This is a genomic window from Hyphomonas sp. UBA3195 (genome assembly GCF_002366485.1).
In the GTDB taxonomy this organism is placed as follows: domain Bacteria; phylum Pseudomonadota; class Alphaproteobacteria; order Caulobacterales; family Hyphomonadaceae; genus Hyphomonas.
Genome location: NZ_DEXB01000031.1, coordinates 1 through 13,639, shown reverse-complemented (window position 1 = coordinate 13,639; position 13,639 = coordinate 1). Strand labels below are relative to the sequence as shown.

Below are 13,639 nucleotides of genomic sequence, written 5' to 3'. Positions count from 1 at the left end.
GACGATGATCTGAAGCCAATTTCGGTCCGTTATCTGGATGCAGAACGCGGCAAGCCGCTTCCGAAACTGCCATGAGCCTGCGCCTGTCCCGGCGGCGCGACCGGCGCATGATGGGACGGGCCCACAGCCTCGCCCGGCTGAACCACGGCCTGACCGGGGTGAACCCCTCGGTTGGCTGCATCATTCTCGATCGTGAAGGCCATGTGGTGGGCGCGGGCGTCACCGGCCTTGGCGGCAGGCCGCATGCAGAAGAAATCGCTCTGGAAGAGGCGGGCGAGGCGGCGCGTGGCGGCACAGCCTATGTCACGCTGGAACCATGCCGTGAACGCTCGCAGGGCGGCAAATCCTGTTCCGTGAAATTGCTGGAGGCCGGCATTGCCCGCGTTGTCTGCGCGGTCGAGGACCCGCACCCTGTCGCCAATGGCGGCATCCGCGCCCTCAGGGACGCCGGCATTCATGTCCAGATCGGCCTCGGCCAGCGCGAAAGCCAGCGCCTCTACCGCAGATTCTTCGAAAGCGTGCTCTAGCGGGCAAACGGCCCGGCATGGGCGATGATCTTTTCGTAGAATGCCACCGAATCCCGCTGGAACGCCGCCTTGTTGAATTGCTGCTCATAGGAGGCGCGGCCTCCCTCGACGAGTTTCGCCGCCAGCGCCTTGTCCGAGATCACCCGGCTGAGCGCCGTGGCAAGCGCGTCGACATCATTCTTCGGGATCAGCAGCCCGTTCACTTCATTCTTCACATAGGCCGCCGGGCCAACCGCATCCGCCGCCACCAGCGGGCGGGACGCCGCCCAGGCATCAACGGTCACCGTGCCGAACGGCTCGTAGCGGGACGGGAAGGCCACCACATCGCAGGCCGCCAGCAACGCGCCGCGGTCATTGCGCCAGCCTAGGAAGCGAACCCGGTCGTCGAGGCCGAGCTTGGTGCATTGTGCTTTCAACTCCGCCTCAATCGGACCATCGCCCGCGATCCAGACATACAGGCCCGGCACTTTTGCCGTCGCATCCAGCAGTGTGTCGAGGCCCTTCTTCTCGTGCAGGCGCGCGAGAGCGAGGGCAACGGGCGCATCCTCCGGCGTATCCAGCGCCGCACGGCTGGCCGGATCGGTGCCTTCAAAGTCTGCATAGGTATGGATGATGGCGGAGCGATCGTCCGGAACGCCCTGCTCGCGGATATGGCGCAGCAGGTCGATGGTCAGGCCGACATGCCATTCGCAATTCACAAAGCGCGCGAGCTTGTAATAGCCGCCATACCAGCCAATCGACCGGTTGCGGTATTCCTTTGGCGCGTATTGCCCGGCGCGGCCCATCCAGTATTCGATGACATCCGGCTTGAAGACCTTGATCGCGTCGCCAATCACGCGCCGCGTCGGGAAGGGCCAGGTATTGTTGAAGGCGGCCACATCCACGCCAATCCCGGACTCGCGGAATTTCTGGACGCGGAACGGGTTGTCCGGGCGCGTGACCACATGCTGGGTCAAACCGGCCTCTGCCAGCGCCAACACGGATTCCAGCATGATGTTCTCTGCGCCGCCCTCTTTCGCGCCCGCCATCACGTGCATGATCCGCATCTGCCGTTCCTTTCAGTGTCCAACAAGTTCTGACCGAGCGCATACCCATTATCACCAGCTGCGGCAAACGCTCCTTGGCAGTGCGGGATGAAATGCCTACAGACAGGGGCCGAACACAATGAAAGCCGTATGCCCATGTCCGATTATCGCCTCTTCGGCGCAGATACCTCGCCCTATTCCCAGAAAGTGCGGTCGTTCCTGCGCTACAAGAATATCGATTTCGACTGGGTCTCCCGTTCGCGCGAGAACGAAGAAGAGTTCCAGGCATTGGCCCAGGTCGCGTCTGTGCCGCTGCTGGTCTCTCCCACCCGCAAGGCCAACCAGGATTCGACCGCGATCATCTCCGCCCTTGAAGAAGATCATCCCGAGCCATCCGCCGTGCCGGATGACGTCGCAACCTCGACGCTCGCCCTGATCCTCGAAGACTATGCCGATGAGTGGCTGAACAAGATCATGTTCCTCGAACGCTGGAGCCAGAAGCCCGACCGCGAAGACGCTGCCCTGCGTGTGCTGGTCCAGCTCTATGGCGGCAAGCGCCCCCGCGCCTACAAGAAGGCCCAGAAGCAGATCGCAGACCGTATGGCGGATCGCCTGTCCCTGGTCGGCGCCGACAGCGGCAATGCCGAAGTGCTGCAGGCCTCATTCGAGCGGTTCTCCACCCTGCTCAATACGCATCTGACCGACCATCTCTACATCTTTGGCGGTCGTCCGTCGGCGGCAGATTTCGCGCTGGCCGCGCAGTTCCAGCAGTTGATGATGGACAAGACCCCGGCCAAATGGCTGACCAAGCATGCGCCCTTCGTGGTCGCATGGATCGAAAACATGGAAGACCCGAAACCGGGCGCGCCTTTCGCCACACTGGAAGAGCTGACGCCGACGCTGACGCCGCTCTTTGCCGAGGAAGTCTCGAAAACCTATCTGCCCTGGGCCAAGGCCAATTCCAAAGCCGCCGAGCGCGGTGACAAGGACGTGTCGGCCTCCGTCGAAGGCGGGAATTTCGCCCAAACCACGCAGAATTATGCCGCCCGCGCCTATGATTCCGTCCGCAAGGCCGTGGGCTCTTCGCTCAGCGACGACGCCCTGAAGAGCTTCCTGTCAGACGCCGGCTGCGCCAAATTCTTCGGCTGACGCTTTAGCGAAGCCCCAATCAAAAACGGCGCGCCCATCTCTGGACGCGCCGTTCTTTTATCGGGTCAGCACTCTGCTTTTAGGCAGCGTTGCTGGCCGATTTCTTGCCGATCAGTTTCGGCTCGGTCTGGGCCGGAGCGCCGATCTCGATCTTGCGGGGCTTCTTCTCTTCGGGAAGCTCGCGGACGAGGTCGATGCGCAGCACACCATGCTGCAGATTGGCACCGGTCACGATGACATGGTCAGCCAGCTGATAGCGCCGGATGAAGCTGCGCTGGGCAATGCCGCGATGCAGATAGTTGCGGCCCTCGCCGTCTTCATTCTCGCCGCGCTTGCCAGCCACGGTCAGCAAGCCTTCCTTCGTCTCGATTTCGAGGTCGTTTTCGGTGAACCCGGCGACCGCAATCTCGATGGCGAAGGCATTGTCATCGACGCGTTCGATATTGTACGGCGGATAGCCCTGCGAGCCGTCGAGGCGGGACGCCTGGTCGATCATGCTTGCGAGCCGGTCAAAGCCGACAACCGTGCGGTAAAGGGGGGTAAGGTCGATATTGCTCATGTGTTCAGTCCTCTTAAATCAAGCAACTGCGGGCAACCCGTTCGGGGAGCGCCCGGATGGATGTTCAGCGACCTGAAAAGAACCAACCCGAATTCGGCGTTGGGACAGATACCGGTCACAGCCCGATTTACGGCACCGTGACATGATCTATGTGGGTAGCGTAAGGAGAGGTTCAAGAGGCCTGTTGAGGAGACACCCTGTGAAGCAATTGACCCCGATGATCGCCCTGTCTGCACTGGTTCTGGCAGCTTGCGGCCAGCCCGATGACACCCGCATCAGAGACACCCGCCCCCGAAACCCCGCCGGTCGAGACGGCCTCGACCGATAGCCTCGCCGCTGGACGCCGCGATCGCTGGCGAACACCGCACGCGATGCCGAAAAGGCGCGCGACGCCTGGCGTCACCCGAAAGAAACGCTCGAATTCTTCGGGGTGGAAGCGGATGACAAAGTGGTCGAGCTGTGGCCCGGCGGCGGCTGGTACACAAATGTCATCGCGCCCTATCTTGCCAGTGGCGGTGGCACACTGGTCGCAGCCTATTTCGACCCGAATATTGGCGATGAAGACCGTCGCGCCCGCATCGCCGAGCGCCTTGCAGAATTCCAGGCGAACTTATGACGACCCGAAATTCGGCACCATCGAATACAGCGCCTTTTCGGCCGAGAGTGGCCCGCTGACCGAGGCCTGGGACAGCCGATGTCGTACTGACCTTCCGCAACCTCCACAATTGGATGAGCGGCGGATACACCGAGAAATTTTTCACGGACGCCTATGCCGCTCTTGAAGCCCGGCGGCGTGTTGGGCGTGGTCGAACATCGCCTGCCTTCAACGGCCACACAGGACCCGACGGCCTCTTCGGGTTACGTCCATGAGGATTATGTCAAATCCCTCGCCGAAGCGGCCGGGTTCGAGTTTGTCGAAGCCAGCGAAATCAATGCCAATCCGGCCGATACTGCGGATCACCCGTTTGGGGTCTGGACGTTGGCCCCGGTCAACGCCACGCAGGACCGGGAAGGCAACACTCCGGACGGTTTTTACGCTGCTGCCTATGCCGAAATCGGCGAAAGCGACCGCATGACGCTGAAATTCGTCAAGCCTGCCGAATAGAGCGGCCAAGTTCTGCAGATGAGCCCGCGACCTTGCAGAAGGTGGCGGGCTCTTTCTTTTGCGCCTTGCTCCGCCTAAAGAGCGGCCCATGACCACAAAGACCCTCTTCCCCACTTTGGTGCGGACCCAGCCCGTCGGCGATAGCGATCTGGCGACACGGCTCGAACATGTCTGCTGGGTGCTGGCCGAGGATGACGCCGCGGGGAATGCGTGGTGCGAGACCGAAGGCTATGGCGGGTACACATCCTACGCATCTCTCGACGACTTGCCGGACCGGTTCCCGGAATTTGCGGAGCTGAAAGCCTTGCTCGATGCCGTCGCGGCTGACTTTGCGACGGAACTCGACTGGGACATGGAGGGCTTCACCCTGGAACTCGACGCGATCTGGGTGAACATTCTGGAGCCCGGCTTTGGCCACTCCAATCATATCCACCCCGGCAGCGTGATTTCAGGAACCTATTACGTCTCCACGCCAGACGGCGCGTCTCGGCTGAAACTGGAAGACCCGCGCCTGTCGCGCATGATGGCCGCGCCGCAATTGCGCGATGACGCGCCAGAAGACCGCCGCCGCTTTGTCTATCTTGAGCCCGAAGTCGGCCACGCCATCCTGTGGGAAAGCTGGCTGCGCCATGAAGTCCCCGCCAATATGGGCGAGGAACCGCGACTCTCGATCAGTTTCAATTACGCCCTGAAGCGCGACTGACGGGCGCCTAAAGCACTTTTCCAATCACCATGATCGCCAGCGCCAGTCCGCCAACATAGGTGACGAGCGCACCCAGGACTTTAAGCGGATGCGGCTTTTCCAGCGTTGCACAGACCAGGCAGCCGAGCGCATGCAGAAAACGAGATAGGGTGATCGCCACCACAAGGCTCGTCACGGCGATTCCAAGGTCGCGCCCCGCATAGGCAAAGCCGGTGATGACAAAAAGCCCGATCAGAAGCGCAGTATATTCAGCGGCATTTCCATGCGCCCGCTCGGCTTTCATCATCGGCCCCGTCGGGTCAGTCGCTGCGCCATAGGCAATGGTCTTGGTGCGCCCCCGCGTGATCGAAACCCAAAAGCCCAGCAACAGGGTCAGAATGACCAGCGCCGCGCTACAAAGAATAAGTGTTGAATGCATTTGGTGTACCTCCCAGACGGCAGAGTAACCCCATTTGGGCGAGTGGGAAGCATTCGGGCACAAAAGCTGCATTAACCCTCCCGCGTCACTGCCACTCTTGACGCAATCTGTTTCAGGCGTCATCGCCACCCCACACCGTGTTTCAACCTTCCAGCCAGATGCGAGCCGTCTTATGGACCTTTCCAAAATCAAAACCGGCGACAATCCGCCAGACGACATCAATGTGCTCATCGAGGTCCCGCTCGGCGGCGACCCGATCAAATACGAGATCGACAAGGATTCCGGCGCGATGTTCGTGGACCGCTATCTCTACACCGAGATGCGCTATCCCTGTAATTACGGCTTCGTGCCGCACACACTCAGCCTCGACGGCGACCCGATCGACGTGATGGTTGTCGGCAATCGTCCACTGGTGCCGGGCTCGGTCGTGCGCGCCCGTCCCGTCGGCGTTCTGATGATGACCGACGACAAGGGCCCGGACGAGAAGATCCTCGCCGTGCCGCACAACAAGCTAACGTCATACTACGACAAGATCGCGACCTATCACGATCTGCCGCAGACCCTGATCGACAAGACCGCCCACTTCTTCGAGCACTATAAGGACCTCGAAAAAGGCAAGTGGACCCGGATCGAAGGCTGGTACGGCATCGAGAAAGCCCGCGAACTGATCGAAGCCGCCGTCAAGCGCGGCCAGGCAGAAGGCGCCTGATCGCAGCGGCGGGATGCAAATGTTTGAACGCCTGTTCGCACTTTGCCTGATCCTGCCGCTTTTTGCTTGCACCCAATTGCAAGACCGGCCGTCGGCGCTGCATGCACCGGCGGCCGATCTGTATGACGCCTCAGCGCCCGATCTCGGCCTCTCGCCCCTGCCCGGCGCGAAGGCCATCACCGTATTTCGGCCCGGCCCCGGCACGGACCAGTTCAGCAACGGTGCCGTGCCCATCTCCTTCAAGGGCCGCGTCTTCGTTCAATGGCAAAGCTCGGCCCGCGATGAAGACGCCCCGGACACATGGGTTGCCTATTCAGTCAGCGACGACAATGGCGATCAATGGAGCGCGCCGCGTCCCCTGACCACACCGTCTGATGGCGAGGAGATCCGCTCCAGCGGCGGCTGGTGGACTGATGGCGAAACGCTCATCGCCTTCATCAATGTCTGGCCGGAAGGCTTCCACAAACGCACCGGCGGCTACACCGCCTATCGCCTCAGCCATGACGGCGAAACCTGGTCCGAGCCCCGCCCCGTGCTCGGCGCAGACGGAATGCCGGTGAATGGCGTGATCGAGCAGGATCCGCACCTGTATGACGGCCGCCTTCACACCGCCTTCCATGTGCGCCCCGGTATCCGGGCGCGCCCCTTCTACACCGACGACCCGCTCGGATTGACGGGATGGCAGGCTGGCGCGTTCGAGAACCTTCCCTCTGACCCGCCCATGAGCCGGGAGCTGGAACCCAGCCTGTTTCAACGCGGCGACTGTCTTATCATGGTCTTCCGCGATCAGGCGTCGAGCTTTCGCCAGCTTGCATCGGAAAGCTGCGACCGTGGCGAAAGCTGGAGTCGTCCGCAGCTGACTGCCATGCCTGATGCACGCACGAAGCAAAGCGCGGGCAATTTACCCGGTGGCACCGCCTTTCTCGTTCACGCGCCAAAAGGCGACAAACTGCGCATTCCCCTCGTCCTGTCGCTGTCAGAAGATGGCCACGTGTTCGACCGCGCCTTTCTCCTGCGCGGCGCCGATGACCTGCAGCCCCTGCGCACCGAGGGCCTCTACAAGCGGCCGGGCTATCATTATCCGAAAAGCTGGGTCGCAGGCGATTTCCTCTTCATTGCCTACACCGCAAACAAGGAAAACGTCGAACTGACCCGAATTCCCCTTTCCGCGCTGGAGGCGCGCTGAATGGACCTGTCAGTCTGGCTCGCGCTGATGGCGCTGTTCTTCGCTGGCGGCCTGACCCCCGGCCCGGCCGTCATGATGGTGATGAGCGCATCCTTGCGCTATGGCGCGCCGACCGCGCTGGTCCCTGCCGCAGGTGTATCCGCCGCCAATCTTGTCTGGATTTCCCTCGCCGCAACCGGCATCGCCACCTTTGCGGCGCAGGCCCCGCTCGTGCTGATGGGCCTGAAGATTGCCGGCATCTGCTTCATTGCCTGGTTGGCCTGGACAATGGCCACCGCAGACCCGCACCGGCCTCGCGCCCGCGCAGATCAGGCGCCTGCGAAGTCCAATTTGTTTGGTCGCGGCGTTGGCCTGCAATTGCTCAACCCGAATGCGCTCGTCTTCTTCGGCCTGTTGCTGCCAAGCTATTTCGATCCGGACAAGCCGGTCGTCCAGCAAGCCTTGCTGATCATGCTGACCGTGACCATCACCGAAATGTTCGGCCTCGCCTTCTATGCCTGGCTTGCAGACGCCATGAACCGCCGGTTCCAGTCGCCCGTCTTCACGAAATGGTTCAATCGCCTGGCCGCGTCCGCCATGCTGGTATCGGCTCTGTTCGCGGCGCTTATGACCAGTGGAAACTGACCGCCACTCCGGGGCGAATCAGGGCTCGATCACCTCAAACCGGCTGGTTTTCGGGTTCCGCCAGTGCAGTTCGCCATGCTTGATCGCAAACCAGGCGCCGTGCAGTTCCAACTCGCCCGCCTCGACCGCCCGCTTCACGAATGGAAACGACATCAGGTTTCCGAGAGACGTTTCCACACCTTCCAATTCGAGGGCAAATTGCGGATTGATCGATCCGCTTTCCACAACGCGCGCGCGTGCCGCTTCCAGCAAGCGTACCCAAGGCGTCACGAACTCGCCGATTTCCGGTGTGCCTTCCCCGGCCAAAGAGGCCGCGACACCGCCGCATCCGCCATGTCCCATCACCACGATGTGCTCTATCTTCAACACGTTGACCGCATATTCGAGGGCGGCGCTCACGCCGTGCAGGCCGTCATCCGGCTGATAGGGCGGCACGAGATTGGCAACGTTACGGACGACGAACAATTGGCCCGGCGCAGCATTGAAAATGTCCGAAGGCTCGGCCCGGCTGTCGGCGCAGGCAATCAGCATGATGCGCGGATTCTGGCCTTCGCCCAGTTCCCGATACAATGCAGCCTGTTTTGAGTAGATTCCCTTCCGGAAGCTGCGATACCCTTGCAGCAGATCCTCGACCGTATTCATGCCAACAACTCCTGTTTCTCTGTAGCACTGACTAGTGCATATTGCAGTCGCGGCAAGCGGAAACGGGAGTTTGTTTACTACTTCACCCTTATGCTTGGCTGACAAAAGCTGTACCTAGTGCAGCGCAGCATTCAAGAAACTGGAGTTGTTCATGCCCACGCCCTCGGAGACCAGCAAGTCTTCCCGGAAGGGGCCGACGCGCAGTGAAGCGTCCAAGGCCGCCATTCTGGACGCAACACGCATAGAGATGGCGGAGAATGGCTGGCGCGGCTTCAGCGTAGATGGCGTCGCCAAACGTGCCAGCGCATCCAAACAGACCATCTACAAATGGTGGCCGTCAATCGGCGCGATGTGTGTCGATGCGGCTTTGGCCCTGATCCCCGACAGCCCGGATGGCGGGCGCGATCCGCAAGAACGGATTACCACGCTCATCGTGCCATTGGAGGCCGCCGCACGTACCGGAGCCGGGCACGCGGTTCTGCGGGTCGCCTTGACGGCCGCTGCTGACGACAAGGATGCTGGCGAATTGTGGCGCGCCTGGATGAACCGCGACATTCGTATGCCCATGCGCATGCTCCTCGCCGAATTGGCCGGAAAACGCGTGATTCGACGTGATTTCGATCTTGATGAAGCGATTGAAGAAATGCTGGGGCCTCTCTGGCACCGTATTCTGATCATGCGCGCACCTGTGCGGGAGGGCTTTTGTAGTGCCCAGTCCGCAAACTTCCTGAAAGTGTACGCCGCGAGCTGATTTCGCGTATGGCGTGAAATTTGCAGAGCTGCTCCTGAAGTTTTCGGGGGCATTGCATGTCTGTTACACGCATCAATTGGGTCGATTACGCCAAGGGCGTTTGCATTATCGGGTTGGTCCTGGCGCAGTCTGTCTACGGGTATGTCGCCATGACGGGCCAGTCCAACTGGATGCACTTTGCCGCCGCCTGGGCAGCTCCCATCATCCTGCCGACGCTGTTCATCATGTCCGGCTTGTTCCTTCCCCGTACGCTATTCGGATCGAAATCGACGTTTCTCGATCGAAAAGTGCTCCGATTCGTCTATTTCTACGTCGTTTGGCTGATCATCCAGACCGTCATCCTCTACGCACCGCACGTCACGTCAAACCCGCTTGTCATTGCGAGCGCAATGCTGAGCGGTCTGGCACAGCCCACATCGGGGCTTTGGATCCTGCCCATGCTGGCGCTGTTTCATCTCACCACATGGCTCGCACGCCGTAGCGCACCGACGAAAATCCTGCTTGTGGCCGCCCTGCTCCAGACGGCGCATGCGGCCGGCATGATCCAGACGGGTTGGCTCGTAATTGATACTTTCGCGCAGTATTTCGTCTTCTTCTTCGCAGGCTATCACGGAGCAAACCTGTTCCGCCGGTTTGCAGCCCGCTTGTCCGAGGGCTTCTCGGATGTACCGGTCGCACTGATCATCTGGGCCGCCATCAACACGGTCCTGGTCGCGCAGGGTACGGCCACATTGCCCATTATCAGCCTGGTGCTCGGCTTTGCTGGCGCGTTTGCCCTGATCGCCCTGGCGACACGCTTGGCCAACACGCGGCATGGCGCGGCCATGCAATATATCGGGCGGGCGCAGTTCGTGATCTATCTGACCTATTTCCTGCCCATGACGGCCGCGCAAACCCTGCTGGTCCGGAGTGGCCTCCTGCCAGAGCCCGGCCTTACCAGCCTGGCGATTGGCCTGATCGCGATCGCCTTGTCATTGGCGTTTCACCGGCTCGTGCGTCGGACCCCGCTCAAGGCGCTCTATCGTCGACCGATGAGGTTCCGCCTCAAGGGCGCGGAACTCAGCCGGGGCGGCCAGCTGATCGGATCAGCCACCGACCGGGTCGAAGAAGCCTGATTGGAAAAGGTGCGCCTTTATTTGGCGCGGTGCCACACCATCAACGGGTCAAACGCGCCGGTTTCGGCAGCCCGTTGCAATTGGCTGATCTGATCGATCACGGGATTGGCGGCCATCGGCTTGCGGGACTGGCCATAGAGCGCGTCATCCAGTCTGCAAATCTGCTCGAACAAGGCTTCCGACCGCGCAACCAGATCCAGGAACCGCGTCGGCAAGCCCAGACCTTGCTGTGCCGCCGCGTCCAGGGCCGGCTCTTCGCGGCGGATTCGGTACTTGCGAGCCGCAGCCTCGTCGCGACGCATTTCGCCATCGCGCACAGCTTTCTGCATCACCAGCCAACTCGCCGCCTGCATCAGGCGCGTCGTCAGTTCCATGCTCCAGGCCGAATAGGTGAGGCCAGCTTCACGGGGCAAGGTCGTCGCAGCCTCGCGACCCGGACCGTCCAGATAGGAGGCCGTTTCTTCAACGAGTGCCATGCCGCGCGCAAAAACCGTGTCAAACAGCTTGCCGCCGGTAAACCCGTCCTGGATGTCGAGCTGATCGTCTGGTGACGTGTCTGCCGCCATGAATGATACCTCTATACGCGGGGGTGGAAATTTGGACTTTATCAATCCAGCCTTTCCACCCGCTTAATTGCCGCCCCCGAACAGGGCATCCGCCGCAGATTTCTGCGACTTCTTCTTCTCGATCTCCGCTTCGCAGGCTGCGATGCCTGCCTGGAGCACTTCTATACGTTCATGCAATTCCTGCACCGACATCTGCTCCAGCGTCTGTGGTGTGTTGACTAGAATTGGCTCTTCATCAGATGCGGCCATGGGGGTCACCCTTCAATTCGTGTTACAGCCCTTATCAAAGCAGAAACGCTGCCTAGATGCGACTCTGGAGTCAGAAGGGAAAACACAAGCGACATGGCAACAGAAATGATGAAAGCCGTCCTGGTTGAAGAGGGCGCGCCGCTCAAGCTCGGCGATTTTGAGAAACCAAACCTGAAGCCGGGTGAAGTGCTGGTCAAAGTGGCCGCTTCGGGTCTCAATCGGGCAGATCTGGTTCAGCGCCGCGGCGCCTATCCGCCGCCCCCCGGCGCCTCCCCCATCATGGGTCTGGAAATTTCCGGCACTGTTGTGGAAACGTCAGATGGCACCAGCCGATTCAACACCGGCGACCGGGTTGCGGGCCTTCTCGCCGGGGGTGGCTATGCCGAGTTTGCGGCGGTCGACGAAGGCTCGCTTTTCCCCGTTCCAGACGGCATGGACATGGTAAATGCTGCCTGCTTCCCGGAAGCGCTGATGACGGTGTGGGCGAACGTATTCGACCGGGTTCACTTCCAGAAGGGTGAAGCCTTCCTGTGTCATGGCGGAACCAGCGGGATCGGCGTCATGGCGCTGCAAATGACCAGGATCGCTGGCGCATCAAAAATCTACGCAACCGCCGGATCAGACGACAAATGCGCGCTCTCCAGAGAGCTCGGCGCAGATCGCGCGATCAATTACAAAACCGAAGATTTCGAGAAAGTGGTCAAGGAAGATGGCGGTGTTGACGTCACGCTCGACATGGTGGGCGGGGATTACATCCAGAAGAATATCTCGGTTTCCCGCCCGGATGGCCGGATCATCAATATCGCCTATATGAACGGCTTCACAGCAGAGGTGAATTTCGCGCCCGTCCTGATGAAACGCCTGACCCTTGCCGCCACGACCCTGCGGGCCCGGCCGGTCGAGGAGAAGCGCCGCATCCGCGATGCGGTCGAGCAGGATTTCTGGCCCCATGTCGTCTCCGGCAAAATCCGGCCAATCCTGGAACAGGCGTTCCCGGTGGCCGAAGCCGAAGCCGCTCAGGCCCTGATGGCCAAGGGCGGCCATTCCGGCAAGATTGTGCTGGTCTGGTGAAGCGCACGGCTTTCAATTTCCCAGACATGGCATTATAAGGCCAGCAAGGTTTAAGGCACGTCTGAAACCCGACCGCCCGGCACGATGTGTCGGGCGGCTGCATTTCTGGCGGCCATTTCATTCAGGGAGTTCCCCATGTCAGATATTCTGATGCCCAAGGCGACCGCCGTCTGGCTGCTCGACAATACCAGCCTCACCTTTACGCAAATCGCAGATTTTTGCGGCCTCCACTATCTGGAAGTCAAAGGCATCGCCGATGGCGACGTGGCCGAGAACATGCGCGGCGTTGACCCGATTGCGGGCGGCATGCTGTCGCGCGAAGAAATCCGCAAGGGCGAGGGCGATGAAGCCTACAAGCTGAAGAAGGCTGCCTCCAAGATCGCTCATATCCCACAGCCAAAGCGCAAGGGCAGCCGCTATACACCGGTCATCCGCCGTCAGGACAAGCCCGACGCCGTGGCATGGTTCATTCGCAACCACCCCGAAGTCTCTGACGCGCAAATTTCTAAGCTGATCGGCACAACCAAGTCGACCATCAACAATGTGCGGGACAAATCGCACTGGAACTCACCGAACATCCGTCCGGTCGATCCTGTGACGCTCGGCCTCTGTACACAGATCGAGCTTGATGAAGTGATCGCGAAATCGGCTGACAAGCGCCGCAAACTGGAAGCCGAGAAGGCCGAGAAGTTCGAAGGCCCGGGCCTTGCCCCGGCACAGGACGAAGCGAGCGCCTACGAACCCGAAGAAAAGCCCGCCGAGGACAATGGCGGCAGCGTGTCCGCAGACGACATCTTCAAGAATTTCAGCTAGGCACGCCCTCGCAGAACAAACTCGAAAAGGCCGGCCTCAGCGCCGGCCTTTTTTTGTGGAGTGGGACGCCAGTCCCCTCCCCCACTTCTCCGGCGCATGCCGGGGTTTCGTCCGGCTGGCTCCGTCTGGCTTCGGCAGGAGACCCCGGCATGCGCCGAGGATACGGTTTGTGGGATAGAGACCACTCCTCCCCCCGATGCCCCCTGCGTAGGCAGGGGTCCATCTCGGGACTTCTACCCATGCACATGAGGGAGCAGCAGGAGATGGATACCTGCCTGCGCAGGTATCTTCGGGGTGAGGGTTTGGTCTCCAATCCGTCTGACAGCTTCCTACCCTATACTAACCTCCTGCCCTCACAGGAGCCGGATCAGGTACCGTTCTGGTTGTGGGGGCAGGGTCAGGACGGTGCGGGTTGGGGCGACGGTCC

The 13,639-nt window shown here is 61.0% G+C and carries 19 protein-coding genes; 13 read left to right on the top strand and 6 right to left on the bottom strand.

Annotated elements, in window-relative coordinates; all coding sequences use genetic code 11:
- Positions 1 to 71 precede the first annotated feature (71 nt).
- On the top strand, positions 72 to 527 hold the full coding sequence (locus B2344_RS09925; RefSeq protein WP_290485136.1) for a bifunctional diaminohydroxyphosphoribosylaminopyrimidine deaminase/5-amino-6-(5-phosphoribosylamino)uracil reductase RibD: 456 nt from the start codon (positions 72 to 74) through the stop codon (positions 525 to 527).
- On the opposite strand, the gene B2344_RS09920 is transcribed toward B2344_RS09925, so the two are convergent.
- Positions 524 to 1,573, bottom strand: a complete 1,050-nt coding sequence (locus tag B2344_RS09920) for a glycosyltransferase (RefSeq protein ID WP_290485135.1) — start codon at positions 1,571 to 1,573, stop codon at positions 524 to 526. The two genes, B2344_RS09925 and B2344_RS09920, sit on opposite strands and share 4 nt — an antisense overlap.
- A 135-nt stretch (positions 1,574 to 1,708) precedes the next feature.
- Between B2344_RS09920 and B2344_RS09915 the strand changes: the two genes are divergently transcribed.
- Positions 1,709 to 2,701, top strand: coding sequence for a glutathione S-transferase family protein (locus tag B2344_RS09915; RefSeq protein ID WP_290485134.1), 993 nt, complete (start codon positions 1,709 to 1,711; stop codon positions 2,699 to 2,701).
- A gap of 79 nt (positions 2,702 to 2,780) precedes the next feature.
- On the opposite strand, the gene B2344_RS09910 is transcribed toward B2344_RS09915, so the two are convergent.
- Positions 2,781 to 3,260, bottom strand: coding sequence for an Hsp20 family protein (locus tag B2344_RS09910; RefSeq protein ID WP_290485133.1), 480 nt, complete (start codon positions 3,258 to 3,260; stop codon positions 2,781 to 2,783).
- Between the two features lie 199 nt (positions 3,261 to 3,459).
- Here B2344_RS09910 and B2344_RS09905 point away from each other — a divergent pair, with 199 nt between their 5' ends.
- The 4 genes from B2344_RS09905 (at position 3,460) to B2344_RS09890 (ending at position 5,068) form a co-directional block, all read left to right on the top strand.
- Entirely contained in the window at positions 3,460 to 3,588 is a 129-nt protein-coding gene (locus B2344_RS09905) for a hypothetical protein (RefSeq protein ID WP_290485132.1), read from the top strand.
- 102 nt (positions 3,589 to 3,690) lie between these two features.
- Positions 3,691 to 3,876, top strand: a complete 186-nt coding sequence (locus B2344_RS09900) for a hypothetical protein (RefSeq protein WP_290485131.1) — start codon at positions 3,691 to 3,693, stop codon at positions 3,874 to 3,876.
- 153 nt (positions 3,877 to 4,029) lie between these two features.
- On the top strand, positions 4,030 to 4,365 hold the full coding sequence (locus tag B2344_RS09895; RefSeq protein WP_290485130.1) for a hypothetical protein: 336 nt from the start codon (positions 4,030 to 4,032) through the stop codon (positions 4,363 to 4,365).
- Between the two features lie 88 nt (positions 4,366 to 4,453).
- A complete protein-coding gene (locus B2344_RS09890) occupies positions 4,454 to 5,068 on the top strand; it encodes a TIGR02466 family protein (RefSeq protein WP_290485129.1) in 615 nt (204 codons plus the stop codon).
- A gap of 7 nt (positions 5,069 to 5,075) precedes the next feature.
- Here B2344_RS09890 and B2344_RS09885 read toward each other — a convergent pair whose 3' ends face one another.
- A complete protein-coding gene (locus tag B2344_RS09885) occupies positions 5,076 to 5,486 on the bottom strand; it encodes an MAPEG family protein (RefSeq protein WP_290485128.1) in 411 nt (136 codons plus the stop codon).
- A 172-nt stretch (positions 5,487 to 5,658) separates the two neighbouring features.
- Here B2344_RS09885 and ppa point away from each other — a divergent pair, with 172 nt between their 5' ends.
- From ppa to B2344_RS09870, 3 genes are read left to right on the top strand one after another with little or no spacing between them, the layout of a single operon-like run.
- Positions 5,659 to 6,195 (top strand): inorganic diphosphatase, encoded by a 537-nt coding sequence (gene ppa / locus B2344_RS09880; RefSeq protein ID WP_034817227.1) that lies wholly within the window; start codon positions 5,659 to 5,661, stop codon positions 6,193 to 6,195.
- Positions 6,196 to 6,214: 19 nt separating this feature from the next.
- Positions 6,215 to 7,381, top strand: coding sequence for a sialidase family protein (locus B2344_RS09875; protein ID WP_290485127.1), 1,167 nt, complete (start codon positions 6,215 to 6,217; stop codon positions 7,379 to 7,381).
- The gene (locus B2344_RS09870) at positions 7,382 to 8,005 is read left to right on the top strand and encodes a LysE family translocator (RefSeq protein ID WP_290483749.1); all 624 of its coding nucleotides are present in this window, start codon (positions 7,382 to 7,384) and stop codon (positions 8,003 to 8,005) included.
- Between the two features lie 18 nt (positions 8,006 to 8,023).
- Here the strand turns inward: B2344_RS09870 and B2344_RS09865 are convergent, their stop codons facing one another.
- Positions 8,024 to 8,647, bottom strand: a complete 624-nt coding sequence (locus B2344_RS09865; RefSeq protein WP_290483748.1) for a carbonic anhydrase — start codon at positions 8,645 to 8,647, stop codon at positions 8,024 to 8,026.
- Positions 8,648 to 8,798: 151 nt separating this feature from the next.
- On the opposite strand from B2344_RS09865, the gene B2344_RS09860 reads away from it, so the two are divergent.
- Both B2344_RS09860 and B2344_RS09855 read left to right on the top strand, forming a co-directional pair.
- Complete coding sequence (locus B2344_RS09860; protein ID WP_290480313.1) at positions 8,799 to 9,398, top strand: TetR/AcrR family transcriptional regulator; 600 nt, start codon at positions 8,799 to 8,801, stop codon at positions 9,396 to 9,398.
- Positions 9,399 to 9,454: 56 nt separating this feature from the next.
- Complete coding sequence (locus B2344_RS09855) at positions 9,455 to 10,513, top strand: acyltransferase family protein (RefSeq protein ID WP_290485126.1); 1,059 nt, start codon at positions 9,455 to 9,457, stop codon at positions 10,511 to 10,513.
- Between the two features lie 17 nt (positions 10,514 to 10,530).
- On the opposite strand, the gene B2344_RS09850 is transcribed toward B2344_RS09855, so the two are convergent.
- On the bottom strand, positions 10,531 to 11,079 hold the full coding sequence (locus B2344_RS09850) for a DUF1465 family protein (protein ID WP_206991780.1): 549 nt from the start codon (positions 11,077 to 11,079) through the stop codon (positions 10,531 to 10,533).
- A gap of 63 nt (positions 11,080 to 11,142) precedes the next feature.
- The gene (locus tag B2344_RS09845) at positions 11,143 to 11,328 is read right to left on the bottom strand and encodes a DUF1192 domain-containing protein (protein ID WP_034817216.1); all 186 of its coding nucleotides are present in this window, start codon (positions 11,326 to 11,328) and stop codon (positions 11,143 to 11,145) included.
- 93 nt (positions 11,329 to 11,421) lie between these two features.
- Here B2344_RS09845 and B2344_RS09840 point away from each other — a divergent pair, with 93 nt between their 5' ends.
- Together B2344_RS09840 and B2344_RS09835 are read left to right on the top strand one after the other, a co-directional pair.
- Positions 11,422 to 12,399, top strand: coding sequence for an NAD(P)H-quinone oxidoreductase (locus B2344_RS09840; RefSeq protein ID WP_290485125.1), 978 nt, complete (start codon positions 11,422 to 11,424; stop codon positions 12,397 to 12,399).
- A gap of 135 nt (positions 12,400 to 12,534) precedes the next feature.
- Positions 12,535 to 13,212, top strand: a complete 678-nt coding sequence (locus B2344_RS09835; protein ID WP_290480310.1) for a DUF1013 domain-containing protein — start codon at positions 12,535 to 12,537, stop codon at positions 13,210 to 13,212.
- Positions 13,213 to 13,639: the final 427 nt, after the last annotated feature.

Bases quoted from the DNA above. Each gene is read 5' to 3' on its own strand.
- B2344_RS09925 (WP_290485136.1), top strand. From the start codon at position 72: ATGAGCCTGCGCCTGTCCCGGCGGCGCGACCGGCGCATGATGGGACGG.
- B2344_RS09860 (WP_290480313.1), top strand. From the start codon at position 8,799: ATGCCCACGCCCTCGGAGACCAGCAAGTCTTCCCGGAAGGGGCCGACG.
- B2344_RS09890 (WP_290485129.1), top strand. From the start codon at position 4,454: ATGACCACAAAGACCCTCTTCCCCACTTTGGTGCGGACCCAGCCCGTC.
- B2344_RS09845 (WP_034817216.1), bottom strand. From the start codon at position 11,328: ATGGCCGCATCTGATGAAGAGCCAATTCTAGTCAACACACCACAGACG.
- B2344_RS09835 (WP_290480310.1), top strand. From the start codon at position 12,535: ATGTCAGATATTCTGATGCCCAAGGCGACCGCCGTCTGGCTGCTCGAC.
- ppa (WP_034817227.1), top strand. From the start codon at position 5,659: ATGGACCTTTCCAAAATCAAAACCGGCGACAATCCGCCAGACGACATC.
- B2344_RS09915 (WP_290485134.1), top strand. From the start codon at position 1,709: ATGTCCGATTATCGCCTCTTCGGCGCAGATACCTCGCCCTATTCCCAG.
- B2344_RS09870 (WP_290483749.1), top strand. From the start codon at position 7,382: ATGGACCTGTCAGTCTGGCTCGCGCTGATGGCGCTGTTCTTCGCTGGC.
- B2344_RS09885 (WP_290485128.1), bottom strand. From the start codon at position 5,486: ATGCATTCAACACTTATTCTTTGTAGCGCGGCGCTGGTCATTCTGACC.
- B2344_RS09875 (WP_290485127.1), top strand. From the start codon at position 6,215: ATGTTTGAACGCCTGTTCGCACTTTGCCTGATCCTGCCGCTTTTTGCT.
- B2344_RS09850 (WP_206991780.1), bottom strand. From the start codon at position 11,079: ATGGCGGCAGACACGTCACCAGACGATCAGCTCGACATCCAGGACGGG.
- B2344_RS09865 (WP_290483748.1), bottom strand. From the start codon at position 8,647: ATGAATACGGTCGAGGATCTGCTGCAAGGGTATCGCAGCTTCCGGAAG.
- B2344_RS09855 (WP_290485126.1), top strand. From the start codon at position 9,455: ATGTCTGTTACACGCATCAATTGGGTCGATTACGCCAAGGGCGTTTGC.
- B2344_RS09895 (WP_290485130.1), top strand. From the start codon at position 4,030: ATGCCGCTCTTGAAGCCCGGCGGCGTGTTGGGCGTGGTCGAACATCGC.
- B2344_RS09840 (WP_290485125.1), top strand. From the start codon at position 11,422: ATGGCAACAGAAATGATGAAAGCCGTCCTGGTTGAAGAGGGCGCGCCG.
- B2344_RS09910 (WP_290485133.1), bottom strand. From the start codon at position 3,260: ATGAGCAATATCGACCTTACCCCCCTTTACCGCACGGTTGTCGGCTTT.
- B2344_RS09920 (WP_290485135.1), bottom strand. From the start codon at position 1,573: ATGCGGATCATGCACGTGATGGCGGGCGCGAAAGAGGGCGGCGCAGAG.